Below are 23,370 nucleotides of genomic sequence, written 5' to 3'. Positions count from 1 at the left end.
AACATGCTGGCTAGTCTACGCGTGTCCGGTTTATCATATATAGCGATATCCAGACAAAAATCGGCGTAAACAAGACAAATCACGGGACGAAACCATGCCAGAAATCCGCCATTTCCCTGAGTCGCTGATCCCGGCGCCCAACCCGGTGCAGTTCCGCTGTGAAGAGTTTAACGCGCGCACCGAATTCCAGCCGCACAGCCACACCTGGGGCCAGTTGATGTGGGTCAAAGCCGGGGTGATGGTGCTGCGCATCGGCGGGCAGCGCTTTCTGGCGCCGCCGGAGTTCGTGTTGTGGGCGCCGGCGGGCATCGAACACTCCTGCTACAACCAGCGACTGGCGCAGTGCCGCATGGTGGACATCATGCCGGCGCTGTGCGCCGGCATGCCGGCCGACCCCTGTCTGGTGAGCGTAACGCCCATCTTCCGCGCCATCGCCGAGGATTTCTATGCGCGCAAGCAGTACATTCCGCAGGCGGAGGCGGATTTGCGTCTGTGCCAGGTGCTGATCGATCAGCTGCGCCTGTCGCCGCGTCAGCAAACCTATCTGCCGTCGTCGGACGACAAATTTTTGGCGCCGGTGCTGGAAGCGCTGGAGCATTGTCCGGCGGACAACACCTCGCTGGCGACGTGGGCGGCGCGGGTCTACACCACCGAGCGCACGCTGTCGCGCCGCTGCCAGCAGGATCTGGGCATGTCGTTCAGCGAGTGGCGCCAGCGCCTGCGTTTTCTGCATGCCGTGTCGTTGCTCGAGCAGGGCAAAACCGTGCAGGACGTGGCGTTGGACGTCGGCTACAGCTCCGCGTCGGCCTTTATCGTCATGTTCCAGCAGATCGCCGGCACCACCCCTGAGCGCTTTCGCCGTGCCTGATTCAGTGGCACACTATTTCGCAGACCAATAGCCGTAAACCGTCGGAGAACGCAGTGAAAATTCTGGTTGATGAAAATATGCCGTACGCGGCCGAGCTGTTCAGCCGCCTGGGCGACGTGCAGGCGGTGCCGGGGCGTCCGATCCCGCTTGAGGCGCTGGCGGATGCCGATGCGCTGATGGTGCGTTCGGTCACCAAGGTCAATGAAGCCCTGTTGGCCGGCAGCCGCATTGGCTTTGTCGGCACCGCCACCGCCGGCACCGATCACGTCGATGACGCCTGGCTGCAACGGCAGGGCATCGGGTTTTCCGCCGCGCCGGGCTGCAACGCCATCGCGGTGGTCGAGTATGTGTTCTCCGCCTTGATGCTGCTGGCCGAACGCGACGGCTTCCACCTGCGGGATAAAACCGTCGGCATCGTCGGCGTGGGCAACGTCGGTTCCCGCCTGGACGCGCGCCTCAAAGCGTTGGGCGTGCGCACGCTGCTGTGCGATCCGCCGCGCGCCGATCGCGGCGACGCCGGGGAGTTCTGGCCGTTGGAGAAGCTGGTGGCCGAGGCCGATGTGCTGACCTTCCATACGCCGCTGAATAAATCCGGCCCATACCATTCGCTGCATCTGGCGGATGCGGATCTGTTGGCGGCGCTGCCGGACAACCGCATTCTGATCAACGCCTGTCGCGGGCCGGTGGTGGATAATGCCGCGCTGCTGCAGGCGCTGGAAAAGGGCAAAAAGCTGAGCACGGTGCTGGACGTGTGGGAACCGGAGCCGGATCTCGCCTTGCCGCTGCTGGCGCGGGTGGATATCGGCACCGCGCACATCGCCGGGTATACGCTGGAAGGCAAGGCGCGCGGCACCACCCAGGTGTTCGAAGCGTTCAGCCGCCATCTGGGGCAGCCGCAGCAGGTGGCGCTGGCCTCGCTGCTGCCGGTGCCGGAGTTCAGCCAGATCCGCCTCAACGGGCCGCTGGATGAAGCGCGGTTAAAACGATTGATGCACTTGGTGTATGATGTGCGCCGCGATGATGCGCCATTGCGCAAAGTCGCCGGGCAACCGGGCGAATTCGATCGCCTGCGCAAGCACTACCAGGAGCGCCGCGAGTGGTCTTCGCTGGCCGTGCAATGCTATGACAGCGCCAGCGCCGAGCTGCTCGGCAAACTGGGCTTCAGCGTGGCGTAGGGCGTAAGGTTGTCTTAAGCCAACGCCGCTACAGTGAGCGGTAAAGATTATCGGGCGGTGATTGCACTGCCCGTGTGCTTTTATGAATGAAATACTCTGGAGAAAACCCGATGTCTGACGGCTGGAATATCGCGCTGCTCGGCGCCACTGGCGCGGTAGGTGAAGCGTTGCTGGAATTGTTGCAGGAACGCCAGTTCCCGGTGGGTGAGCTCTATCCTCTGGCAAGCGAACGCAGCGCGGGCGCCAATGTGCGCTTCAACGGCAAGTCTCTTCTGGTGCAAAACGCCGAAGAGTTCGACTGGTCGCAGGCGCAGCTGGCCTTCTTCGTCGCCGGCAGCGACGCTTCCGCGCGCTATGCCGAAGAAGCCGGCAACATGGGCTGCCTGGTGATCGACACCAGCGGCCTGTTCGCCATGGAGCCGGATGTGCCGCTGGTGGTGCCGGGCGTGAACCCGCAGGTGCTGGCGGATTACCGTAACCGCAATATCGTGGCGGTGGCCGACAGCATGGTCAGCCAACTGCTGACGGCGATCAAACCGCTGACCGAACAGGCGGGGCTGTCGCGTCTGCACGTCACCACGCTGATGTCAGTATCGTCGCGCGGCAAGGTGGCGGTGGACGACTTGGCCGGCCAGAGCGCGCGCCTGCTGAACGGCATTCCGGCCGAGGAAGGCGTCTTCGGTAAACAGCTGGCGTTCAACCTGCTGCCGCTTGTCGCCGACGAGCAGGGCAGCGTGCGCCAAGAGCGCCTGATCGTCGATCAGGTGCGCAAGGTGCTGCAGGATGAAGGGCTGCCGATTTCGGTGAGCTGCGTTCAGTCGCCGGTGTTTTATGGCCACGCGCAGGTGGTGCACCTGGAAGCGCTGCGCCCGCTGTCCGCCGAAGAGGCGCGCAGCGAGCTCGAAGAGGTCGAAGACATTCAGCTGAGCGAAGAGGACGATTACCCGACCCAGGTCACCGACGCTTCCGGCAGCGATGCGCTCAGCATCGGTTGCCTGCGTAACGATTACGGCATCCCCGAGCTGCTGCAGTTCTGGACGGTGGCGGACAACGTGCGCTTCGGCGGCGCGTTGATGGCTATCGAAACCGCCGAGCGTTTGGTGCAGGAGCAGATGTACTGATGTCTGAGGTGGTCTCGCCCGCTCAGCCGACGCTGAAGGTAGCGCTGGGCATCGAATATGACGGCAGCCGGTACTACGGCTGGCAGCGGCAGCAAGAAGTGGCCAGCGTGCAGGAACGCCTGGAGCAGGCGTTGAGCAAGGTGGCGGATGCGCCGATTACTGTGCTGTGCGCCGGGCGTACCGACGCCGGGGTGCACGCCACCGGGCAGGTGGTGCATTTCGAAACCACTGCGCGCCGCAAGGACGCCGCCTGGACGATGGGGGTGAATACCCATTTGCCGCCGGATATTGCGGTGCGTTGGGTGAGCCCCGTCGCCGACGATTTTCACGCACGTTTCAGCGCCACCGCGCGCCGCTACCGCTATATCATTTTCAACCATCGCTACCGGCCGGCGGTGTTGCAGCAGGGGGTAACGCATTTTTATCACCCGCTGGACGCCGATCGCATGCATCGGGCGGCGCAGGCGCTGCTGGGTGAGAACGATTTCACGTCGTTCCGCGCGGTGCAATGCCAGTCGCGCACCCCGTGGCGCTGCGTAAAACACGTTAAGGTTACGCGCTACGGCGAATATATTGTGGTAGATATCAAGGCGAATGCCTTTGTGCATCATATGGTTCGCAACATCGTCGGCAGCCTGATGGAGATCGGCTGTGGCAATCAGAGTGAGAACTGGATGGCCGAGTTGCTGGCGCTGAAGGATCGCAATCTGGCGGCGGCGACGGCGCGAGCCGAGGGGCTGTATCTGGTTGCCGTGGATTACCCTGACCACTTTGGTCTGCCGCGGCCGCCGATGGGGCCGCTGTTTTTGCCCGACGATTAAACGCCGGCACGCCTGAAAGCGTCGCTCCCTTGTGCTTCTGCCGGGTGATTGAAACGCCCGGCATCAATGAGAGAATTTATGGACATCATCAAGTTTATTATTGATTTCATTCTGCATATTGATGTGCACTTGGCCGAACTGGTCGCACAATACGGCATGTGGGTCTACGCTATTCTGTTCCTGATCCTGTTTTGTGAAACCGGTCTGGTGGTGACGCCGTTCCTGCCGGGGGATTCTTTGCTGTTCGTCGCCGGCGCGCTGGCGGCGTTGCCGACCAACGATCTGAACGTGCACACCATGGTGGCGTTGATGGCGGTGGCGGCGATCATCGGCGATGCGGTGAACTACACTATCGGGCGGTTGTTCGGCGAGAAGCTGTTCAGCAACCCGAATTCGAAAATTTTCCGCCGCAGCTACTTGGACAAGACGCATCAGTTCTATGAAAAGCACGGTGGGAAAACGATTATTCTGGCGCGATTCGTGCCGATCGTGCGTACTTTTGCGCCGTTCGTCGCCGGTATGGGGCATATGTCCTATCGCCACTTCGCCGCCTACAACGTGATTGGCGCACTGGTTTGGGTGCTGCTCTTCACTTATGCTGGCTACCTGTTCGGCGATCTGCCGGTGGTGCAGGAGAACCTGAAACTGTTGATCGTTGGGATCATCATCGTTTCGATTCTGCCGGGCGTGATTGAAATTTGGCGCCACAAGCGCGCGGCCGCCCGCCAGCAAAAACAGTAAAAACATCGCTTAACCTGTCGGTTCGACCAGTTTTTTGTCCACAGCGTCGGGCCGATATGGTTTAATGAGCGACATTATGGTCTGTTCCTGCGAACAACCCTGAAGCCGATGCCTCAGTCGCCGCGCTTGCCGCGCCGCGAACGGGCATTTTTTCATTGGGGTGTTTTCGGGGGGATTGTTAAAGCATGAACAGCGGACTGGCGTGTGCCAGGTTCAAACAGAAAGGTCATCGATGAGCTGGATTGAACGAATTCTTAACAAGAGCAATATCACACAAACCCGTAAGGCGAGCATTCCTGAAGGGGTCTGGACTAAATGCGACAGCTGCGGCCAGGTTCTCTACCGCGCCGAGCTGGAGCGTAATCTGGAAGTGTGTCCGAAGTGCGACCACCACATGCGTATGGGCGCGCGCGCGCGTCTGCATACCCTGCTGGACGAAGGCAGCGAAGTGGAGCTGGGCAGCGATCTGGAGCCGAAGGACGTTCTGAAATTCAAGGATTCCAAGCGCTATAAAGATCGTCTGGTCGCCGCACAGAAAGCGACCGGCGAGAAAGACGCGCTGGTGGTGATGAAGGGCACGCTGTACGGTATGCCGATCGTCGCCGCGTCCTTCGAATTCGCCTTCATCGGCGGTTCGATGTCTTCCGTGGTCGGCGCGCGTTTCGTGCGTGCGGTTGAGCAGGCGCTGGAGGACAACTGTCCGCTGGTGTGTTTCTCCGCCAGCGGCGGCGCGCGTATGCAGGAAGCGCTGATGTCGCTGATGCAGATGGCGAAAACCAGCGCGGCGTTGGCCAAAATGCAGGAGCGCGGCTTGCCGTATATCTCCGTGCTGACCGACCCGACCATGGGCGGTGTCTCCGCCAGCCTGGCGATGCTGGGCGACATCAACATCGCCGAGCCGAAAGCGCTGATCGGTTTTGCCGGCCCGCGCGTTATCGAGCAAACCGTGCGCGAGAAACTGCCACCGGGCTTCCAGCGCAGCGAGTTCCTGATCGAAAAAGGCGCGATCGACATGATCGTTCGCCGTCCGGAAATGCGCCAAACGTTGGCGAGCATTCTGTCCAAGCTGACCAACCAGCCGCAGCCGCATTTCGATGAGGCCGCGCCGGTCATTGAGCCGGAGCAGCAGGCCGACGCCTGAGGCAAAGACAGATCCCGCCCGGGTTCAGCCGCCACTTTGTGGCTAAGTGACGGCTGATGCCCGCTCTCTGCCGGCCGTAGCCTATCCGCTGCGGTTGGCAGGCTGGCGGCAGTCACGAAGCGCATCGCCTTTACCGCGGTGAGGGTGGTGCCCTGATGGATTAATGAACCCAAGTTCAGTGATGGGACTCATGCAAAACCACCAAATTCCCCAAGCCACGTCGCCATTGAGCTCGTGGCTTTATTATCTGGAACGTCTGCACAGCCAGGCGATCGAACTCGGCCTTGAGCGCGTACAGCGCGTCGCGGCGCATCTGGATTTACTGACCCCCGCACCCACGGTGTTCACCGTTGCCGGCACCAACGGCAAAGGCACCACCTGTCGCACCCTTGAAGCTATTCTGCTGGCCGCCGGCCTGCGCGTCGGCGTCTACAGTTCGCCGCATCTGGTGCGCTATACCGAACGCGTGCGCATTCAGGGGGAAGAGCTGAGCGAAGCGGAGCACAGCCGCTCGTTCGCCGCCATTGAAGCCGGCCGCGGCGAAACGTCGCTGACCTATTTCGAATTCGGCACCCTGTCGGCGCTGCAGCTGTTCAAACAGGCGCGGCTCGACGTGGTGATCCTGGAAGTGGGCCTGGGCGGGCGCCTCGACGCCACTAACATCGTCGATCCGAGCGTGGCGGTGATCACCAGCATTGCGCTCGATCACACCGACTGGCTGGGCAACGATCGCGAAAGCATCGGCCGTGAAAAGGCCGGTATTTTTCGCAGCGGCAAACCGGCGGTGGTCGGTGAACCCGACATGCCGGACAGCATTCGTCAGGTTGCCGAAACGTTGGGCGCGCCGCTGTCTCGCCGCGGCGAAGCCTGGCGCTTCAGCGAGCAGGGCGATCGCTGGCAGTGGCAGGGCGGCGACACGCTGCTGACCGATCTGCCGACGCCGAACGTACCGCTGGCCAACGCCGCTACCGCGCTGGCGGCGCTCAACTGTTCTCCGCTGGAAATCGACGAACGCGCGATTTTCACCGGGCTGCAGCAGGCGACGCTGCCGGGGCGTTTCCAGATCGTGCGGCGTGAGCCGACGCTGATCCTCGATGTGGCGCACAATCCGCACGCCGCCGGCTATCTGGCCGGGCGTTTGGCCAAACTGCCGCGCAACGGCGGCAAGGTGCGCGCGGTGGTGGGCATGCTGTCGGACAAGGATATCGCCGGCACGCTGGCCTGCCTCAGCGAGCAGGTGGATGAATGGTACTGCGCGCCGCTCGACGGGCCGCGCGGCGCCAGCGTCGAACAGCTGGCGCAACATCTGACGGAACCGCGCCGCTTTAATGATGTCGAAACTGCCTGGCGGCAGGCTATGCAGGATGCTGATAAACAGGATATTGTGATCGTCTGTGGATCGTTCCACACCGTGGCGCAGGTGATGGCGGCGTCAGACGAGATGCGGGGAGTGTGAGTGGCGAGTAAATTTCAGAACCGACTGGTCGGAACCGTGATTCTGGTGGCGCTGGGGGTGATCATCCTGCCAGGGTTGCTGGACGGTAAAAAGAAGCATTACGAGGATGAATTCGCGGCCATTCCGTTGGTGCCGAAGGCGGGCGACGTTGAAGAGAACGACGTGCTGCCACCGGTGACGCAACCGTTGCCGGCGCAGCCGCCGGAAGGGGCGGGCGCGCTGGTCGAACAGCAGGCGGCCAATGAAGCGGCGGCGCAGCAGGCGGTGCGGCAAGGTGCTCAGCAGCCGGCGCAGGTGGCGCCGCCACCGGTCGAGACGCGTCCTCAGCCGGTGCCGCAGCAGCCTAAGCCGAAACCGGTGGAAACCAAACCGGTAGAGGTGAAACCGAAACCGGCGCCGCAGCCGAAGCCGGTGGAAGTGAAACCGACGCCTAAGCCGGAGCCGAAACCTGAACCGACGCCGAAGCCTGAGCCGTCACCGCAGCCGAAACCGGCGGAAGAAAAGGCGCCGGCCGGGCAAGCCTATGTCGTGCAGCTCGGGGCGTTGAAGAATGCCGCCAAGGCGAACGAGATTGTCGCTTCGCTGCGTCTTTCGGGCTATCGCGCCTTCACCGTGCCATCAACGCCGGTGCAAGGGCAGATCACCCGCATCTACGTCGGCCCGGATGCTTCCAAGCAGAAGCTGCAGGCGGCGTTGCCGTCGCTGAACTCGATCAGCGGGCTGAGCGGGCAGGTGAAGCCGTACGGTCGTTAAACCCCGCAGGGGCGCAGCAGGATGCGCCCCTGAATTAAGGAGTGGTGGAGAGATCGCTAGAGAAACCGCGCCTTTTACAGGCGAAATCACCTATGTAGGCGCGGCGATTGGGAATTTTTTAATCGCCGCTTTTTATTTGTAACGTGGTAGGAAATCCCCTACGCAAACGTTTTCTTTTTCTGTTAGAATTCGCCGCGAATTGGATGCAGGGGCGATTCATCATTGGAATAGTTCATGGTCTGGATTGATTACGTCATTATAGCGGTGATTGGATTTTCGGCTCTGGTGAGCCTGATCCGAGGGTTTGTTCGCGAAGCATTGTCACTTGTGACATGGGGATGTGCGTTTTTTGTTGCCAGCCATTTCTACTCTTACCTTGCGGTCTATTTCACTCGTTTTGAAGATGAACTGGTGCGAAACGGCATCGCGATCGCGATTTTGTTCATCGCGACCCTGATCGTAGGGGCTATTGTTAACTATGTGATTAGCTCACTGGTAGAGAAAACCGGGCTGTCGGGCACCGACAGGGTGCTGGGCATCTGCTTCGGCGCATTGCGCGGCGTGTTGATCGTTGCGGCGATCCTGTTCTTCCTGGATACCTTTACCGGCTTTTCACAAAGTGCCGGCTGGAAACAGTCGCAGCTGATTCCCCAGTTCAGTTACGTCATCAGGTGGTTCTTTGACTACCTGCAGAGCACGTCGAGTTTCTTGCCGACCCAATTGCCGGGGCGGTAGCGCTGATGAGGAAAAGACAACATGTGCGGTATTGTCGGTATCGCCGGTTTTATGCCGGTAAACCAGTCGATTTATGATGCGCTGACGGTGCTTCAGCACCGTGGCCAGGATGCCGCAGGCATCGTCACCATTGACGCCCACAACGGGTTCCGTTTGCGCAAAGCCAACGGCCTGGTGAAGGATGTGTTTGAGGCGCGCCATATGCAACGCTTGCAGGGCAACATGGGCATTGGCCATGTGCGTTACCCGACGGCCGGCAGCTCGAGCGCCTCTGAGGCCCAGCCTTTCTACGTCAACTCGCCGTTCGGCATTACGCTGGCCCACAACGGCAATCTGACCAACGCCCATGAGCTGCGCCAAAAGCTGTTCGAAAGCGGCCGCCGCCATGTCAACACCACCTCCGACTCGGAAATCCTGCTGAACGTGCTGGCCAGCGAGCTGGATCGCTTCCCGCATTATCCGCTGGAGGCCGACAACATCTTTACCGCGGTTGCCGCCATGCATCAGCAACTGCGCGGCGCTTACGCCTGCGTGGCGATGATTATCGGCCACGGCCTGCTGGCGTTCCGAGACCCGTACGGCATTCGTCCGCTGGTGATCGGCAAACGCACGCTGGAAGATGGCCGCAGCGAGTATATGGTGGCTTCCGAGAGCGTGGCGCTGGATACCCTGGGCTTTGAATTCCTGCGCGACGTGGCGCCGGGCGAAGCGGTGTACATCACCACCAAAGGCCAGCTGTTCACCCGCCAGTGCGCAGAGAATCCGAAAACCAATCCGTGCCTGTTCGAATACGTCTATTTCGCGCGCCCGGACTCCTTTATGGACAAGATCTCGGTCTACAGCGCTCGCGTGCGCATGGGCCAGAAGCTGGGCGAGAAGATTGCCCGCGAATGGGAAGATCTGGACATCGACGTGGTGATCCCGATCCCGGAAACCTCCTGCGACATCGCGCTGGAGATCGCGCGTATTCTCGAGAAGCCCTACCGCCAGGGCTTTGTGAAGAACCGCTACGTCGGCCGCACCTTTATCATGCCGGGCCAGCAGGCGCGTCGTCAGTCGGTGCGCCGCAAGCTGAACGCCAACCGCGCCGAATTCCGCGACAAGAACGTGCTGCTGGTGGATGACTCCATCGTGCGCGGCACCACCTCGGAGCAGATCGTCGAAATGGCGCGCGAAGCGGGCGCCAAGCGCGTCTATCTGGCTTCCGCCGCGCCGGAAGTGCGTTTCCCTAACGTCTACGGCATAGACATGCCGAGCGCCAACGAACTGATCGCCCACGGGCGTGAAGTGGATGAAATCCGCCAGATCATCGGCGCCGACGGGCTGATCTTCCAAGACCTGGACGATCTGATCGAAGCGGTGCGCGAAGAGAACCCGGACATCACGCAGTTCGAATGCTCGGTGTTCAACGGCATCTACGTGACCAAAGACGTCGATCAAAGCTATCTGGAATACCTGGAGTCGCTGCGCAGCGACGACGCCAAGGCGCTGCGAGGGCAAACCGAAGCGGAAAATCTGGAACTGCACAACGAAGGCTAACCGGCCGCGTTGATCACTCGGGGGGCATCGCCGCGTCTGCGGCGGTGCGCCTTGCTCCTGTGAACTTGCTTATCCCTCGCCATTGCGGCAAAGTCTGCCTGATCTTACTTTTTACGGCAGAGGCCATTTTCCATGAAACGACTCATCATCGGCATTTCCGGCGCCAGCGGCGCGATCTACGGCGTGCGCCTGTTACAAGTTTTGCGCGACGTCGCAGAGGTGGAAACCCATCTGGTGATGAGCAACGCTGCACGGCAGACGCTGGCGCTGGAAACGCCGTACAGTCTGCGTGAAGTTCAGGCGCTGGCCGATGTGGTTCACGATGCGCGCGATATCGCCGCCGCCATCTCTTCCGGTTCCTTCAAAACCCTGGGCATGGCGATCCTGCCATGCTCGATCAAAACCCTGTCCGGCATCGTCAACAGCTACAGCGACGGGCTGCTGACCCGAGCCGCCGACGTGGTGCTGAAAGAACGCCGCCGCCTGGTATTGTGCGTGCGTGAAACGCCGTTGCACCTTGGGCACCTGCGGCTGATGACGCAGGCAGCGGAGATGGGCGCGGTGATCATGCCGCCGGTGCCGGCGTTTTACCACCAGCCGAAAAGCGTGGAAGACATCATCGATCAGACCGTCAATCGGGTGATCGATCAGTTTGATATCGAACTGCCGGCCGATCTGTTCACCCGCTGGCAGGGTGCTGATTAACATTTTCATCCCCAAATTGGCACATTTGTGCAACACCGCACTGAATTAGGGCGGCGCATGCACCATAATGATCCCACTTCATCACGTTCACTGTTTCATGGCGCCACTTTATCGCGGCTGCCAGTGGCGCGGCCCCGAGCGGCCGATTTAATTTTGCGGTTATCGTCCCAGGAAACAGTATTGTGAAGGCCGGAGCCGTTCCCTCCGCCCGTAGCACCTAATGTGGCACGATTACTGCAAATTGATTTGGTGGGGAAAAGTAATGCCCGTAGTGGCATCAAAAAAATCAATTTGAGGGTAATTTATGAAAAAGCGGGTTTTGATTTTGCCGTTAGTTCTGGCTTTGAGCGCCGCCAGCAGCGCCTTTGCCGCCATTCCTTCCACGCTGAAGATTGGCACCGATCCGACTTACGCACCGTTTGAATCCAAAAACGCCAAAGGCGAATTGGTTGGCTTTGACATCGATTTGGCCAAAGAGCTGTGCAAACGCATCAATACCCAATGCACCTTCGTGGAGAGCGACTTCGACGCGCTGATCCCATCCCTCAAGGCGAAGAAAATCGACGCCATCATCTCTTCGCTGTCCATCACCGAAAAACGCCAGCAGGAAATCGCCTTTACCGACAAGCTGTATGCCGCTAACGCGCGTCTGATCGCGCCGAAAGGATCCAAGCTGTTGCCTACCGTGGATGCGTTGAAAGGCAAGAGCGTGGGCGTGCTGCAGGGCACGACCCAGGAAGCCTACGCCAACGCCATGTGGCAGCCGAAGGGCGTCACCGTCGTACCTTACCAGAACCAGGATCTGGTTTACGCCGATTTGGCTTCCGGGCGTATCGACGCCGCCTTCCAGGATGAAGTGGCGGGCAGCGACGGCTTCCTGAAACAGCCGCCGGGCAAAGACTATGCGTTCGCCGGCGAATCGGTGAAGGATGACAAGTTCTTCGGCGTCGGCACCGGCATGGGGCTGCGCAAGACCGATACCGAGCTGAAAGCGGCGCTGGACAAAGCTTTCGCCGAGATGCGCAAAGACGGCACCTACGACAAATACGCGAAAAAGTACTTCGACTTTGACGTCTACGGCGGGTAATCCGCTTACCGTTCCATGCTGTGACTGCGGGGCCGGCGTGCCGGCCCCGATGGTTCGGATCCTAGACGACAGGGTGAAGTAGATGCTGCAAGGCTATTCCCAACTGATTTTCGAGGGGGCTCTGGTGACGCTGGAGCTGGCCCTCAGTTCCGTGCTGCTGGCGGTGGTTATCGGCCTGATCGGCGCCGGTGGCAAACTGTCTCATAACCCCTTTATCTCCGGCCTGTTCGGCGCCTATACCACGCTGATCCGCGGCGTGCCCGATCTGGTGCTGATGCTGCTGATCTTTTACGGTCTGCAAATCGCGCTGAACAATATCACTACGCTGCTGGGCTTCGCGCAGATCGATATCGATCCGCTCGGCGCCGGCATCATAACCCTCGGCTTTATCTACGGCGCTTATTTTACCGAGACCTTCCGCGGCGCTTATCTGGCGGTGCCGAAAGGGCAGATCGAAGCGGCGACGGCCTATGGCTTCAGCGGCGCGCAGATCTTCCGGCGCATTCTGTTCCCGGCGATGATGCGTTTCGCCCTGCCGGGCATCGGCAACAACTGGCAGGTGATCCTGAAGGCGACTGCGCTGGTGTCGATTCTCGGCCTGAACGACGTCGTGAAAGCCACGCAGCTGGCGGGGAAAGGCACCTATCAGCCGTTCTTCTTCGCCATCGTGGCCGGTGTGGTGTACCTGGTTTTCACTACCGTTTCCAACGGCGTGCTGCTGTGGCTTGAACGGCGTTACTCACTGGGCGTCAAGAGGGCCGAACTATGATCGATATCCTGCAACAGTATTGGCAGTCACTGCTGTGGAGCGACGGCTACCGCTTTACCGGCGTGGCGATCACGCTGTGGCTGCTGATCGCTTCAGTGGTGATGGGCGGGCTGCTGGCGATCCCGATGGCGGTGGCGCGCGTTTCTTCCCTTCGCTGGGTGCGTTTCCCGGTGTGGCTCTACACCTATGTGTTTCGCGGTACGCCGCTGTACGTGCAGCTGCTGGTGTTCTACTCCGGCATGTACAGCCTTGAGATCGTGCGCGGCAGCGAGTTTCTCAACGCGTTTTTCCGCAGCGGGCTCAACTGCACCATCCTGGCGCTGACGCTCAACACCTGCGCGTATACCACAGAGATTTTCGCCGGGGCGATCCGCTCGGTGCCGCACGGTGAAATTGAGGCCGCCAACGCCTACGGTTTCTCGCGCTTTAAGATGTATCGCTGCATCATTTTGCCTTCGGCGCTGCGCACCGCGCTGCCGGCTTACAGCAACGAGGTGATCCTGATGCTGCATTCCACCGCGCTGGCGTTTACCGCCACCGTGCCGGATCTGCTGAAGATCGCGCGCGACATCAACGCCGCGACTTATCAGCCGTTCTACGCCTTCGGCATCGCGGCGGTGCTGTATCTGATCATCTCCTACGTGTTAATCAGCCTGTTCCGCAAAGCTGAGAAACGCTGGATGGCACACGTTAGTCACTGATAAATGACGGGAAGAAAACCATGTCTGAGAATAAATTAGCCGTCACGGAACTGCACAAGCGCTATGGCGACCACGAAGTGCTGAAGGGCGTCTCGCTGGCGGCCAACGCCGGGGATGTGATCAGCATCATCGGCTCCTCCGGCTCCGGCAAAAGCACCTTTCTGCGCTGCATCAACTTCCTTGAGAAGCCGAGCGAAGGTTCGATCAGTCTGAACAACGAAGATATTCGCATGGTGCGCGACAAGGACGGCCAGCTGAAGGTATTCGACAAGAAGCAGCTACAGCTGTTGCGCACCCGCCTGACTATGGTATTCCAGCACTTTAACCTGTGGAGCCACATGACGGTGCTGGAGAACGTGATGGAAGCGCCGGTGCAGGTGCTGGGGCTGAGCAAGGCCGACGCGCACGAGCGCGCGGTGCGCTACCTGGACAAAGTGGGCATCGACGAGCGGGCGCGCGGCAAATACCCGGTGCACCTGTCGGGCGGCCAGCAGCAGCGCGTCTCTATCGCCCGTGCATTGGCGATGGAGCCGGAGGTGCTGCTGTTTGACGAACCGACGTCGGCGCTGGATCCCGAACTGGTGGGCGAGGTGCTGCGCATCATGCAGAAGCTGGCGGAGGAGGGGAAGACCATGGTGGTGGTGACGCACGAAATGGAGTTTGCGCGCCACGTTTCCAACCACGTGATCTTCCTGCACAAAGGGTTGATTGAAGAACAGGGGCCGCCGGCCGAGCTGTTCGGCAACCCCAAAAGCCCGCGCCTGCAGCAGTTCCTGTCCGGCGCGTTGAAGTAACCTCAGATCAGCGGGCTTCGGCCCGCTGATTGACAACGTCATCCAACGCCTGTTCCAACTCCAGATAGCGGAAGTGGAAGCCGGCTTCTTCCAGCCGTTTCGGCACCGCCCGCTGGCCGCCGAGCACCAGCACCGCCGCTTCCCCCATCAACAAACGCATGACGAACGCCGGCACCCGCAGAAACGCCGGGCGATCGAGCACGTTGGCCAATTGGGCGGCGAACTGTTCGTTATGCACCGGGTAGGGGGCGACCATGTTGAATGGGCCGGACAGCGTGGCGTGATCCAGCAGATAAATAATGCCGTTGACCATGTCGTCGAGATGGATCCACGGCAGATATTGGCGGCCGTCGCCGATCGGACCGCCGAGCCCGAAGCGGAACGGCGGCAGCATTTTGGCCAGCGCGCCGCCCTGTGGCGCCAGCACCACGCCGGTGCGCAGCAGGCAGACGCGGGTGGCGTCGCTCTGCGCCTGCAGCGCCAGCGTTTCCCAGCGCTGGCACAGCTGGTGGGTGAATTCGTCGTGCGGCGGCTCCTCTTCGGTGACCACCGCCTGCCCCTGATCGCCGTAGTAGCCGACGGCGGAACCGGAAATCAGCACGCCGGGCGGCGTGCTGCCGGCCTTGATCAGCTGCGCCAGGCGTTCGGTCAGATCCCAGCGGCTGCGGCACAGTCGCTCTTTCTGCTGCGCGCTCCAGCGCTTGTCGGCGATAGGTTCGCCGGCCAGGTTGATCACCGCGTCGAAGTCATCCAGCGACTGCCGGTCGTCCAGCGTTTGCCAATAGCTCGGCCGATCGCCGAGCCTGGCTCGGGCGCGCCGCTCGTCGCGGGTCAGTACCGTAATGTGGTGAGAAAGCGCCAGCAGTCTTGCCGTCAGGCTGCTGCCGATCAATCCCGTTGCGCCGGTGATCAGGATCCGCATGGTCTACCTCCCTGAGTTAGCCCCGGCGGTAGCTCATGGTCATGGAGACCGAATCGGCGTAGCGCAGAGCCAGAAGTTTATCTATCTCCACTTCAGCATAGGTTACCCAGGCGTGTTCTTTTACGATGTCGAGCACATCCTGCGTTAATTTTTCCAGCAACGCGAAACGGTTATCTTCCACATGGCGGATGATCGCTTTGGTGATGGTGCGGTAGTTGAGCGCGTCGGCGATGTCTTCGCTGTTGCGCGCCTTGTCCGCCGGATAGTGGATCACCACGTTGATCAGAACGTCCTGCCGGTTGTTGATTTCCTCTTCCTTGATACCGATGAACGTGCGCAGCCGCAGATTTTTAATGCGAATAACGGCGTCGGGTTGACTGAAAGACATCAGAGATTCTCCATAGGTCTGATTATTAGCGTTCAGAATACACGGAAAGTAAGGAAATGATAACGTGAGGACGATGTGACTCCCCGGCCGACGGGGAGTCGGAGGAGGCGCTTAGGCTTGCTCGGCCAGTTTGTAGGCGCGCTCGGTCGCCGGGCGGTTGCTGATGCGCTCGAACCAGTTGCGCACCGCCGGGTAATCTGCCAGATCGATGCGCTGGCGCGGATGCGACACCACCCACGGGTAGGTGGCGATATCGGCGATGCTGTAGTTATCACCGCCCAGGTACGGGTGTTTTTGCAGTTCAGCTTCCAGCACGCCGTACAGCCGTTTGGTTTCCAGATGGTAACGCTCGATGGCGTAAGGCACCGGCTGCGGCGCGTAGTGGTTAAAGTGGTGATTCTGCCCGAGCATCGGCCCGAACCCGGCCACCTGCCAGAACAGCCACTGCAGGGTGGCGGCGCGTTCGCGCAGGCCCTTGCTCAGCAGCTTGCCGGTCTTCTCCGCCAGATACAGCAGGATTTCCCCGGACTCGAACAGGCTGATTGGCGCGCCGCCGTCCACCGGTTGCTGATCGACAATCGCCGGGATTTTGTTGTTGGGAGAAATGCTCAGAAAGTCCGGTTTGAACTGCTCGCCGGCGCTGATGTTTACGCGATGGATACGGTAGGGCAAGCCGACCTCTTCCAGAAACAAGGTGATCTTGTGACCATTGGGAGTAGGCGCGTAATACAGGTCAATCATGTTGCCTCCTGCGGTAAGGTGATCTGTAATTCATTACACGTTGCTGCGGTCTTCGCCGCGCACAAAGGTATATCAGAGATCCAACAATAGCAGCTAAGGATAGCAGGCTATGTGGGATTCGTCCGATGCTATCTGCGCAGTTGGATCACAATTCTCCACCGGGGCGGGCGGCGGTTTGCCGCACGGCGCCGGCGCGGTAAAATGGTGCTTATTTCCCTCTATAGGACAAGGTTATGAAGCTGATGTTCGCCTCGGATATCCACGGATCGCTGCCGGCTACCGAACGCGTGCTGGAATTGTTCGCACAACAGGGCGCCGACTGGCTGATTCTTCTGGGCGATTTGCTGAATCACGGCCCGCGCAACGCGCTGCCGGCCGGGTATCAACCCGCTCAGGTTGCCGAACGATTGAATCGCTATAGCGACAAGATCATCGCCGTTCGCGGCAATTGCGACAGCGAGGTCGATCAGATGCTGCTGACGTTTCCCATCGAGGCACCCTGGCAGCAGGTTTTACTGCAAAAAAGACGATTGTTTTTGACCCACGGTCACCTTTATCATCCCTCGGCACTGCCGCCGTTATCCCGCGGTGACGTCCTGGCCTACGGCCATACGCATCTGCCGCAGGCGGAGCGGCAGGGTGAGATCTATTGCTTCAATCCGGGCTCGGTCAGCATCCCGAAAGGGGGCTTTCCGGCCAGCTACGGCATGTTGGATCGGGGCACTTTGCGCGTGCTGGCGCTCGACGACGGCAAGGTCGTCGCGGAGGTGGCGTTAACATGCTAAACGCACTAATTTATACACACACAATAAAAATCTTTGAAAAACACTCATTGATTAACCAGCGCGCGGGATGCATCGCGCCAAAATAGAAGGTTTTAGAGGATGGCGGAACAGGGTCAGGCTGCAGATACCGAATGGGTTGATATCGTCGACGAGCAAAACGAGGTGATTGCGCAATCCAGTCGTCAACAGATGCGGGCGGAGCGGCTGCGTCATCGTGCTACCTATATTGTGGTGCATGATGGGATGGGAAAAATTCTGGTGCAGCGTCGCACCGAGATCAAGGACTTCTACCCGGGCTGGCTGGACGCGACGGCGGGTGGCGTAGTGCAAAGCGGTGAAAACGTGCTGGATTCGGCGCGCCGCGAGGCGGAAGAGGAGCTCGGCATCGCCGGCGTGCCTTTCGCCGAACACGGTCTGTTCTACTTCGAAGAAGAGCAGTGCCGGGTGTGGGGCGCGCTGTTCAGCTGTGTGTCGCACGGCCCGTTCGCGCTGCAGGAAGAAGAAGTGGCTGAAGTGTGCTGGCTGACGCCGGAAGAGATCACCGCGCGCTGCGACGAGTTTACCCCGGATTCGCTGAAGGCGCTGTCGCTGTGGCTGACGCGCAACAATGAACAGGATTACGGTAAGCCGCTCGACAACCACTGAGACGCCAACGCGTGAGAAAGCCGGTCATCGACCGGCTTTTTTTATGCTGTGGATTCAGCAGCTGTCGCGGCGGCACAGCGTGGCGGGCAGGGAACTTGCCGGCAGCCAGGGTTGCTCGTTCAGCCGCGCCAGCAGCGCCTGGCCGGCCTGAATGCCGATATCGCGATGCGGAATGGTCATGGTGGTCAGCGGCGGCTGGCACACCCGGCTGAACTCGCTGTTGCCGAATCCCACCACCGCCAGATTGTCCGGCACCTTGATGCGCCGCCGCTGGCATTCATACAGCGCGCCGCCCGCCAGTTCGTCCGAGGCGCACACCAGCGCGTCCAGCTCCGGCCAGGCCAGCAAGAATTCCGGCAGCTGCTGCGCGCCGGTGCTGAAGCTGGCGGGCTGCGCGGCGTTGATCACCCGATGCGGCGACATATGGTTGCGCAGCAGCGCCTTGTGCCAGCCCTGCAGGTGCTGCTGGAAAATCCACTGTTCCTGATTGGCGCACAGCAGCCCGATATTCTGATAGCCGCTGGCGATCACCGTTTGCGTCAGCTGATACATGGCCGCCACGTAATCGATGCCGATGCTCATGTCGATCGGATCGGCGCGCACGGCGCCGATCTCCACCACCGGAATGTTGGCGGCGATCAACGCGTTGCGGGCATTTTGCGAATGCTCGACGCTGAGCAGCACCGCCGCCGCCAGGTTGTAAGAGAGCAGGGTCTCCAGCAGTTTCTCCTCGCGTTCCAGGTGGTGCTGCGATTCCGCCAGCATGATGTGATAGCCGGCGGGCTGCAGCACTTTCTGCAGGCCGGCGAACATCTCGGCGCAGCCGGATTCGGACAGGCTGGGCACCACCATGGCGATGGTGTAAGAGGAGGCCGACGCCAGCGAACTGGCGGCCAGGTTGGGCAGATACCCCAACTCGCTCACCGCGGCTTCAATCTTCTCGCGCAGTTTGTCTGAAACCTGCTCCGGCGTGCGCAGCGCGCGCGACACCGTCATGGTGCCGACGCCCGCCAGCTGCGCTACATCAGCCAACGTCACCCTGCCCGTGCTGCGTCGTTTTTTACCGATCGACATGCCAAATCCCGACTGAAATGCGCGCGCGGCGCATAAAAATGGTGAGGGTGGGAAGCCGACGGCGCGGCTTCGACGAACCCCGTATGCGGCACATTCTACCCCGTTAGCCGAAAGAGCGAGAAAAAATTGTGGTTAACGTCATACCGCAGCACGGTGTTTTGATAGCGCTATCACAGTTCTGCATGATAGCGCTTTGGTAGCGCTATCTTTGTGATATCCATCACTGTGTGGCCCGGAGGGGTTGATTAAAGTTTTACCGTCGCCGGTGAATTAATCACCGGCCGCAATCATCGACTCTCGGGAGGATAACGTGCTGAAAGAGTGGCTGACCGCCGATCATATACAGCTGTGCGAACGGGTGGAGGACTGGCGCCAGGCGGTAGCGCTGAGCGCGCAGCCGCTGCTGCAAGACGGTGTGATTACGCCGAATTACCTGACGGCCATCTTTCATCAGCAGGAGAAGCTCGGCCCTTACTTCGTCCTGGCGCCGGGCATCGCCATGCCACACGCCCGGCCGGAGCAGGGCGCCAACGCGCTGGGGTTATCGCTGTTGAAGATCCATCAGGGGGTGAACTTTCATTCCGCGGATAACGATCCGGTTCAGGTGGTGGTGATGCTTTCCGCACCCGACGGCAACAGCCACATCGAATTGATTTCGCAACTGGCGGAATTCTTTTCCGATAACCAGGCCATGGAGGCGTTATTTCACGCCAAAGATAAACGGCAAATCGAGGATATTATCGCCCGCTATTAACGTTTAATCACCAGGAACATTATTAATGCTAACAACGCCGGGAATATGACCGGCGGCGCTACCCTACACGCTAAATTCAACAGGTGGATATCATGAAAATCATGGCGATTTGCGGTTCAGGTCTCGGCAGCAGCTTTATGGTGGAAATGAACATTAAAAAGGTGCTGAAAAAGATGGGGGTGGAGGCCGAGGTTGAACACTCCGATCTGTCGTCCGCCACTCCCGGCGCGGCCGACGTGTTCGTGATGGCGAAAGACATTGCCGACAGCGCCAGCGTGCCGGCCGAGCAGCTGGTGGTGATCAGCAACATCATCGATATCAATGAGCTGGAAGCCAAGCTGCGCGCTTACTTCGAAGCCCACTCAATCCTCTGAATAAAACGATTGGCGAGGTGGATATGTTTATCCAGGAAACGCTCAAGTTTGTGGTGGATATATTAAAGGTGCCTTCGGTGCTGGTCGGGCTTATTGCGCTGATCGGTTTGCTGGCGCAAAAGAAATCCTTTTCCGACGTGGTGAAAGGCACGGTAAAAACCATTCTCGGCTTTATCGTTTTGGGCGGCGGCGCCACGGTATTGGTCGGATCGCTCAATCCGCTGGGCGGCATGTTCGAACACGCGTTCAATATTCAGGGCATCATTCCGAATAACGAAGCGATCGTCTCTATCGCGCTGGAGAAATACGGCGCTTCCACCGCCTTGATCATGGCGTTTGGCATGGTGGCAAACATCGTGGTGGCGCGCTTTACCCGGCTGAAATACATCTTCCTCACCGGCCACCACACCTTCTACATGGCCTGCATGATCGGCATCATCCTGACGGTGGCGGGCTTTGAGGGCGTGCAGCTGGTGTTTACCGGCGCGCTGACCCTGGGGCTGGTGATGGCGTTCTTCCCGGCGATTGCCCAGCGCTATATGCGCCGCATCACCGGCAACGACGATATCGCTTTCGGCCACTTCGGCACCCTGGGCTATGTGTTGTCCGGCTGGATCGGCTCGAAGGTGGGGAAAAACTCGCGCTCGACCGAAGAGATGAACCTGCCGAAAAACCTCAGTTTCCTGCGCGACAGCTCCATTTCGATCTCGATGACCATGATCGTCATCTACCTGATCCTGGCGATCTGCGCCGGGCGGGCCTATGTGGAAAGCGAGCTCAGCGGCGGCCAGAACTACCTGGTGTATTCGATTATCCAGGCCATCACCTTCGCCGCCGGGGTGTTCATCATTCTGCAGGGCGTGCGCTTGATTCTGGCGGAGATCGTGCCGGCGTTCACCGGCTTCTCGGAAAAACTGGTGCCTAACGCGCGGCCGGCGTTGGATTGCCCGGTGGTTTATCCCTATGCCCCCAACGCGGTGCTGATCGGCTTCCTGTTCAGCTTCCTTGGCGGGTTGGCCGGGCTGTTCCTGCTGGGGCAACTGAAAATGGTGCTGATCCTGCCCGGCGTGGTGCCGCATTTCTTCACCGGCGCTACCGCCGGGGTGTTCGGCAACGCGACCGGCGGGCGGCGCGGCGCGATGCTGGGCGCCTTTGCCAACGGGCTGCTGATCACCTTCCTGCCGGTGCTGCTGCTGCCGGTGTTGGGGGCGCTTGGTTTTGCCAACACCACCTTCTCCGACGCCGACTTCGGCGCGATCGGCATCCTGCTGGGCAATATGGCGCGCTTTATGTCGAAGGAGATGATCATGTTGGCGATCGTCGCCGTGTTCGCGCTGCTGGTGGCGCATAACTTCCTGGGAAAACGCAAAGGCGCGCCGGCCGCTGACCGCGTCGAGAAATAATGAGGGCAGACTGATGAACGACACAACGAGCGAAACGGAAATTGAAGAGCTGCGTGCCCTGGCGCGCGCGATCCGCCTGGAAACGCTGAAAGCACTGACCGGGCTGGGCTTCGGCCACTATGGCGGCTGCATGTCGGTGGTGGAGACGCTGGCGGTGCTGTACGGCGGCGTGATGCGCATCGATCCGGCGGATCCGGACTGGCCGGAGCGCGATGACTTCGTGCTGTCGAAAGGGCACGCCGGCCCGGCGTTGTACAGCACGCTGGCGATCAAGGGCTACTTCCCGCTGGCGGAACTGAAGACCCTCAACCAGAACGGCACGCGCCTGCCGAGCCACCCGGACCGGCTGCGCACGCGCGGCGTGGACGCCACCACCGGCTCGCTGGGGCAGGGCGTGTCGATCGCCGCCGGCATGGCGTTATCCCATCGGCTGGCGGGGCGGCGCAATCGGGTGTTCAGCATTCTCGGCGACGGGGAGCTGAATGAAGGACAGTGCTGGGAGGCGTTCCAGTTTATCGCCCACCACAACCTGAACAACCTGACGCTGTTCATCGATTACAACAAGCAACAGCTGGACGGCGCGCTGGACGAGGTGATCCAACCGTTCGATCTGGCCGCCAAGTTCCGCGCCTTCGGCTTTGAGGTGCAGACTGTCAAGGGCGACGACATCGCGGCGCTGCTGGCGGCGGTAGCGCCGGCCCGCGGTGGTGAACAGCGGCCGCTGGCGATCGTGCTCGACAGCATCAAGGGACAGGGCGTGACCTATCTGGAAAACCTGTCGAACTCACACCACCTGCGCCTGACGCCGGACGTGCAGCTGGAGATCGAAAAAGCCATCGCCGAACTGGAGGCCGCCCATGTTTAACGTAGTGACGCAGTTGGAAAACGACACCGTCGAAATGCGCAAAGTCTACGCCGGCGCGGTGCGGCGGCAGATTGAGGCGGGCGCGCCGATCATCGCGCTGGAGGCGGATTTGATGAGCTCGATGGCGATGGACGGCGTGCACAAGGATCACCCGCAGCACGTGATCAACTGCGGCATCATGGAGGCCAACGTGATCGGCGTCGCCGCCGGGCTGTCGCTCACCGGCCGGGTGCCGTTCGTGCACACCTTCACCGCCTTCGCCAGCCGCCGCTGTTTCGATCAGCTGTTCATGTCGCTGGATTACCAGCGCAACAACGTGAAGGTGATCGCCTCCGACGCGGGGGTGAGCGCCTGCCACAACGGCGGCACCCACATGTCGTTCGAGGATATGGGCATCGTGCGCGGGCTGGCGCACTCGGTGGTGCTGGAAGTGACTGACGCCACCATGTTCGCCGACGTTCTGCGCCAGCTGATGGATCTGCGCGGCTTCTACTGGGTGCGCACCATCCGCAAGCAGGCGACGCGCATCTACCAGGAAGGCTCGCGCTTTACCATCGGCAAGGGTAACCTGCTGCGCGACGGCGACGATATCACGCTGATCGCCAACGGCATCATGGTGGCGGAGGCGCTGAGGGCGGCGGAGATGCTGGCGCGGCAGGGCGTCAGCGCGGCGGTGATCGATATGTTCACCCTCAAGCCTATCGACCGTGAACTGATCAAAACCTACGCGGCCAAGACCGGACGCATCGTCACCTGTGAAAACCACAGCATTCATAACGGGCTGGGATCGGCGGTGGCGGAGGTGTTGGCGGAGGAGTGCCCGACGCCGATGCGGCGCGTGGGGGTGAAGGAGCGTTACGGCCAGGTGGGCACCCAGGCGTTTTTACAGCAGGAGTACGGCCTGACCGCCGAGCATATTCTGGAGGCTGCCGGGCAGTTGCTGGCGCGTTAGGGAACGCAAAAGAAAAGCGCCGGTCAATGACCGGCGCTTTTTTATCGCTCAACCTGAAGAA

26 protein-coding genes are annotated in these 23,370 nt (G+C 60.6%); 22 read left to right on the top strand and 4 right to left on the bottom strand.

The annotated features are described in order from the left end of the window. Positions 1-94 precede the first annotated feature (94 nt). From ACJ8PN_RS20150 to hisP, 15 genes are all read left to right on the top strand, one after another. Positions 95-868 carry an AraC family transcriptional regulator gene (locus tag ACJ8PN_RS20150; protein WP_351109459.1) on the top strand — a complete coding sequence of 258 codons (774 nt, stop codon included), beginning with the start codon at positions 95-97 and terminating at the stop codon, positions 866-868. A 53-nt stretch (positions 869-921) separates the two neighbouring features. After that, positions 922-2,043, top strand: coding sequence for a 4-phosphoerythronate dehydrogenase PdxB (gene pdxB / locus ACJ8PN_RS20145; protein ID WP_442535176.1), 1,122 nt, complete (start codon positions 922-924; stop codon positions 2,041-2,043). Positions 2,044-2,153: 110 nt separating this feature from the next. Further along, positions 2,154-3,164 carry an aspartate-semialdehyde dehydrogenase gene (locus tag ACJ8PN_RS20140; RefSeq protein ID WP_171454452.1) on the top strand — a complete coding sequence of 337 codons (1,011 nt, stop codon included), beginning with the start codon at positions 2,154-2,156 and terminating at the stop codon, positions 3,162-3,164. Then, positions 3,164-3,985, top strand: a complete 822-nt coding sequence (gene truA / locus ACJ8PN_RS20135) for a tRNA pseudouridine(38-40) synthase TruA (RefSeq protein ID WP_049241855.1) — start codon at positions 3,164-3,166, stop codon at positions 3,983-3,985. Before ACJ8PN_RS20140 ends, truA begins: the two co-directional genes overlap by 1 nt. Before the next feature lie 78 nt (positions 3,986-4,063). Further along, the gene (locus tag ACJ8PN_RS20130) at positions 4,064-4,726 is read left to right on the top strand and encodes a DedA family protein (RefSeq protein WP_004936130.1); all 663 of its coding nucleotides are present in this window, start codon (positions 4,064-4,066) and stop codon (positions 4,724-4,726) included. A 232-nt stretch (positions 4,727-4,958) separates the two neighbouring features. Then, positions 4,959-5,867, top strand: a complete 909-nt coding sequence (gene accD, locus ACJ8PN_RS20125) for an acetyl-CoA carboxylase, carboxyltransferase subunit beta (protein ID WP_004936126.1) — start codon at positions 4,959-4,961, stop codon at positions 5,865-5,867. A gap of 190 nt (positions 5,868-6,057) precedes the next feature. After that, positions 6,058-7,323, top strand: coding sequence for a bifunctional tetrahydrofolate synthase/dihydrofolate synthase (folC, locus tag ACJ8PN_RS20120; RefSeq protein WP_033632498.1), 1,266 nt, complete (start codon positions 6,058-6,060; stop codon positions 7,321-7,323). After that, positions 7,324-8,076 carry a cell division protein DedD gene (dedD, locus tag ACJ8PN_RS20115; RefSeq protein WP_442535175.1) on the top strand — a complete coding sequence of 251 codons (753 nt, stop codon included), beginning with the start codon at positions 7,324-7,326 and terminating at the stop codon, positions 8,074-8,076. It abuts the gene before it with no gap. Between the two features lie 234 nt (positions 8,077-8,310). Further along, positions 8,311-8,811, top strand: coding sequence for a colicin V production protein (gene cvpA, locus ACJ8PN_RS20110; protein WP_442535174.1), 501 nt, complete (start codon positions 8,311-8,313; stop codon positions 8,809-8,811). A gap of 21 nt (positions 8,812-8,832) precedes the next feature. Beyond that, entirely contained in the window at positions 8,833-10,350 is a 1,518-nt protein-coding gene (gene purF, locus ACJ8PN_RS20105) for an amidophosphoribosyltransferase (RefSeq protein WP_171454449.1), read from the top strand. Positions 10,351-10,482: 132 nt separating this feature from the next. Continuing rightward, positions 10,483-11,055 carry a UbiX family flavin prenyltransferase gene (locus ACJ8PN_RS20100; protein ID WP_004936112.1) on the top strand — a complete coding sequence of 191 codons (573 nt, stop codon included), beginning with the start codon at positions 10,483-10,485 and terminating at the stop codon, positions 11,053-11,055. A gap of 304 nt (positions 11,056-11,359) precedes the next feature. Then, entirely contained in the window at positions 11,360-12,142 is a 783-nt protein-coding gene (gene hisJ / locus ACJ8PN_RS20095; protein ID WP_082996561.1) for a histidine ABC transporter substrate-binding protein HisJ, read from the top strand. 82 nt (positions 12,143-12,224) lie between these two features. Then, on the top strand, positions 12,225-12,911 hold the full coding sequence (locus tag ACJ8PN_RS20090; protein ID WP_015378590.1) for a histidine ABC transporter permease HisQ: 687 nt from the start codon (positions 12,225-12,227) through the stop codon (positions 12,909-12,911). After that, positions 12,908-13,612, top strand: a complete 705-nt coding sequence (locus ACJ8PN_RS20085; RefSeq protein WP_015378589.1) for an ABC transporter permease — start codon at positions 12,908-12,910, stop codon at positions 13,610-13,612. The genes ACJ8PN_RS20090 and ACJ8PN_RS20085 overlap by 4 nt, the downstream gene beginning before the upstream one ends. Before the next feature lie 20 nt (positions 13,613-13,632). Then, entirely contained in the window at positions 13,633-14,406 is a 774-nt protein-coding gene (gene hisP, locus ACJ8PN_RS20080; protein ID WP_004936098.1) for a histidine ABC transporter ATP-binding protein HisP, read from the top strand. 7 nt (positions 14,407-14,413) lie between these two features. Here the strand turns inward: hisP and ACJ8PN_RS20075 are convergent, their stop codons facing one another. From ACJ8PN_RS20075 to yfcG, 3 genes are all read right to left on the bottom strand, one after another. Then, entirely contained in the window at positions 14,414-15,328 is a 915-nt protein-coding gene (locus tag ACJ8PN_RS20075) for a TIGR01777 family oxidoreductase (RefSeq protein ID WP_171454448.1), read from the bottom strand. Between the two features lie 16 nt (positions 15,329-15,344). Continuing rightward, complete coding sequence (gene folX, locus ACJ8PN_RS20070; RefSeq protein ID WP_004936094.1) at positions 15,345-15,716, bottom strand: dihydroneopterin triphosphate 2'-epimerase; 372 nt, start codon at positions 15,714-15,716, stop codon at positions 15,345-15,347. 111 nt (positions 15,717-15,827) lie between these two features. After that, positions 15,828-16,457, bottom strand: a complete 630-nt coding sequence (gene yfcG, locus ACJ8PN_RS20065) for a GSH-dependent disulfide bond oxidoreductase (protein ID WP_016926886.1) — start codon at positions 16,455-16,457, stop codon at positions 15,828-15,830. 233 nt (positions 16,458-16,690) lie between these two features. Between yfcG and yfcE the strand changes: the two genes are divergently transcribed. Continuing rightward, positions 16,691-17,242, top strand: a complete 552-nt coding sequence (gene yfcE, locus ACJ8PN_RS20060; protein WP_442535173.1) for a phosphodiesterase — start codon at positions 16,691-16,693, stop codon at positions 17,240-17,242. Between the two features lie 99 nt (positions 17,243-17,341). Further along, positions 17,342-17,887, top strand: a complete 546-nt coding sequence (gene yfcD, locus ACJ8PN_RS20055) for an NUDIX hydrolase YfcD (protein WP_004936086.1) — start codon at positions 17,342-17,344, stop codon at positions 17,885-17,887. A gap of 54 nt (positions 17,888-17,941) precedes the next feature. Here the strand turns inward: yfcD and ACJ8PN_RS20050 are convergent, their stop codons facing one another. Then, positions 17,942-18,961, bottom strand: a complete 1,020-nt coding sequence (locus ACJ8PN_RS20050; RefSeq protein ID WP_351109452.1) for a LacI family DNA-binding transcriptional regulator — start codon at positions 18,959-18,961, stop codon at positions 17,942-17,944. 310 nt (positions 18,962-19,271) lie between these two features. Here ACJ8PN_RS20050 and ACJ8PN_RS20045 point away from each other — a divergent pair, with 310 nt between their 5' ends. From ACJ8PN_RS20045 to ACJ8PN_RS20025, 5 genes are all read left to right on the top strand, one after another. After that, positions 19,272-19,715, top strand: a complete 444-nt coding sequence (locus tag ACJ8PN_RS20045; RefSeq protein WP_351109450.1) for a PTS sugar transporter subunit IIA — start codon at positions 19,272-19,274, stop codon at positions 19,713-19,715. A gap of 92 nt (positions 19,716-19,807) precedes the next feature. After that, entirely contained in the window at positions 19,808-20,089 is a 282-nt protein-coding gene (locus tag ACJ8PN_RS20040; RefSeq protein WP_015378585.1) for a PTS sugar transporter subunit IIB, read from the top strand. Positions 20,090-20,112: 23 nt separating this feature from the next. Then, positions 20,113-21,492 (top strand): PTS ascorbate transporter subunit IIC, encoded by a 1,380-nt coding sequence (locus tag ACJ8PN_RS20035; RefSeq protein ID WP_004936074.1) that lies wholly within the window; start codon positions 20,113-20,115, stop codon positions 21,490-21,492. A gap of 13 nt (positions 21,493-21,505) precedes the next feature. Further along, positions 21,506-22,357 carry a transketolase gene (locus ACJ8PN_RS20030; protein WP_004936071.1) on the top strand — a complete coding sequence of 284 codons (852 nt, stop codon included), beginning with the start codon at positions 21,506-21,508 and terminating at the stop codon, positions 22,355-22,357. Continuing rightward, positions 22,350-23,309 carry a transketolase family protein gene (locus ACJ8PN_RS20025; RefSeq protein WP_171454446.1) on the top strand — a complete coding sequence of 320 codons (960 nt, stop codon included), beginning with the start codon at positions 22,350-22,352 and terminating at the stop codon, positions 23,307-23,309. The genes ACJ8PN_RS20030 and ACJ8PN_RS20025 overlap by 8 nt, the downstream gene beginning before the upstream one ends. Positions 23,310-23,370: the final 61 nt, after the last annotated feature.

Source organism: Serratia sp. CY76391 (assembly GCF_052166695.1).
Taxonomy (GTDB): Bacteria; Pseudomonadota; Gammaproteobacteria; order Enterobacterales; family Enterobacteriaceae; genus Serratia; species Serratia nematodiphila.
The sequence above is the reverse complement of the archived record's forward strand: the minus strand, read 5'-3'. Positions and strand labels throughout refer to the sequence as shown.

Bases quoted from the DNA above. Each gene is read 5' to 3' on its own strand.
- ACJ8PN_RS20150 (WP_351109459.1), top strand. From the start codon at position 95: ATGCCAGAAATCCGCCATTTCCCTGAGTCGCTGATCCCGGCGCCCAAC.
- ACJ8PN_RS20140 (WP_171454452.1), top strand. From the start codon at position 2,154: ATGTCTGACGGCTGGAATATCGCGCTGCTCGGCGCCACTGGCGCGGTA.
- truA (WP_049241855.1), top strand. From the start codon at position 3,164: ATGTCTGAGGTGGTCTCGCCCGCTCAGCCGACGCTGAAGGTAGCGCTG.
- ACJ8PN_RS20130 (WP_004936130.1), top strand. From the start codon at position 4,064: ATGGACATCATCAAGTTTATTATTGATTTCATTCTGCATATTGATGTG.
- accD (WP_004936126.1), top strand. From the start codon at position 4,959: ATGAGCTGGATTGAACGAATTCTTAACAAGAGCAATATCACACAAACC.
- folC (WP_033632498.1), top strand. From the start codon at position 6,058: ATGCAAAACCACCAAATTCCCCAAGCCACGTCGCCATTGAGCTCGTGG.
- cvpA (WP_442535174.1), top strand. From the start codon at position 8,311: ATGGTCTGGATTGATTACGTCATTATAGCGGTGATTGGATTTTCGGCT.
- purF (WP_171454449.1), top strand. From the start codon at position 8,833: ATGTGCGGTATTGTCGGTATCGCCGGTTTTATGCCGGTAAACCAGTCG.
- ACJ8PN_RS20100 (WP_004936112.1), top strand. From the start codon at position 10,483: ATGAAACGACTCATCATCGGCATTTCCGGCGCCAGCGGCGCGATCTAC.
- hisJ (WP_082996561.1), top strand. From the start codon at position 11,360: ATGAAAAAGCGGGTTTTGATTTTGCCGTTAGTTCTGGCTTTGAGCGCC.
- ACJ8PN_RS20090 (WP_015378590.1), top strand. From the start codon at position 12,225: ATGCTGCAAGGCTATTCCCAACTGATTTTCGAGGGGGCTCTGGTGACG.
- ACJ8PN_RS20085 (WP_015378589.1), top strand. From the start codon at position 12,908: ATGATCGATATCCTGCAACAGTATTGGCAGTCACTGCTGTGGAGCGAC.
- hisP (WP_004936098.1), top strand. From the start codon at position 13,633: ATGTCTGAGAATAAATTAGCCGTCACGGAACTGCACAAGCGCTATGGC.
- ACJ8PN_RS20075 (WP_171454448.1), bottom strand. From the start codon at position 15,328: ATGCGGATCCTGATCACCGGCGCAACGGGATTGATCGGCAGCAGCCTG.
- folX (WP_004936094.1), bottom strand. From the start codon at position 15,716: ATGTCTTTCAGTCAACCCGACGCCGTTATTCGCATTAAAAATCTGCGG.
- yfcG (WP_016926886.1), bottom strand. From the start codon at position 16,457: ATGATTGACCTGTATTACGCGCCTACTCCCAATGGTCACAAGATCACC.
- yfcE (WP_442535173.1), top strand. From the start codon at position 16,691: ATGAAGCTGATGTTCGCCTCGGATATCCACGGATCGCTGCCGGCTACC.
- yfcD (WP_004936086.1), top strand. From the start codon at position 17,342: ATGGCGGAACAGGGTCAGGCTGCAGATACCGAATGGGTTGATATCGTC.
- ACJ8PN_RS20050 (WP_351109452.1), bottom strand. From the start codon at position 18,961: ATGTCGATCGGTAAAAAACGACGCAGCACGGGCAGGGTGACGTTGGCT.
- ACJ8PN_RS20040 (WP_015378585.1), top strand. From the start codon at position 19,808: ATGAAAATCATGGCGATTTGCGGTTCAGGTCTCGGCAGCAGCTTTATG.
- ACJ8PN_RS20035 (WP_004936074.1), top strand. From the start codon at position 20,113: ATGTTTATCCAGGAAACGCTCAAGTTTGTGGTGGATATATTAAAGGTG.
- ACJ8PN_RS20030 (WP_004936071.1), top strand. From the start codon at position 21,506: ATGAACGACACAACGAGCGAAACGGAAATTGAAGAGCTGCGTGCCCTG.
- ACJ8PN_RS20025 (WP_171454446.1), top strand. From the start codon at position 22,350: ATGTTTAACGTAGTGACGCAGTTGGAAAACGACACCGTCGAAATGCGC.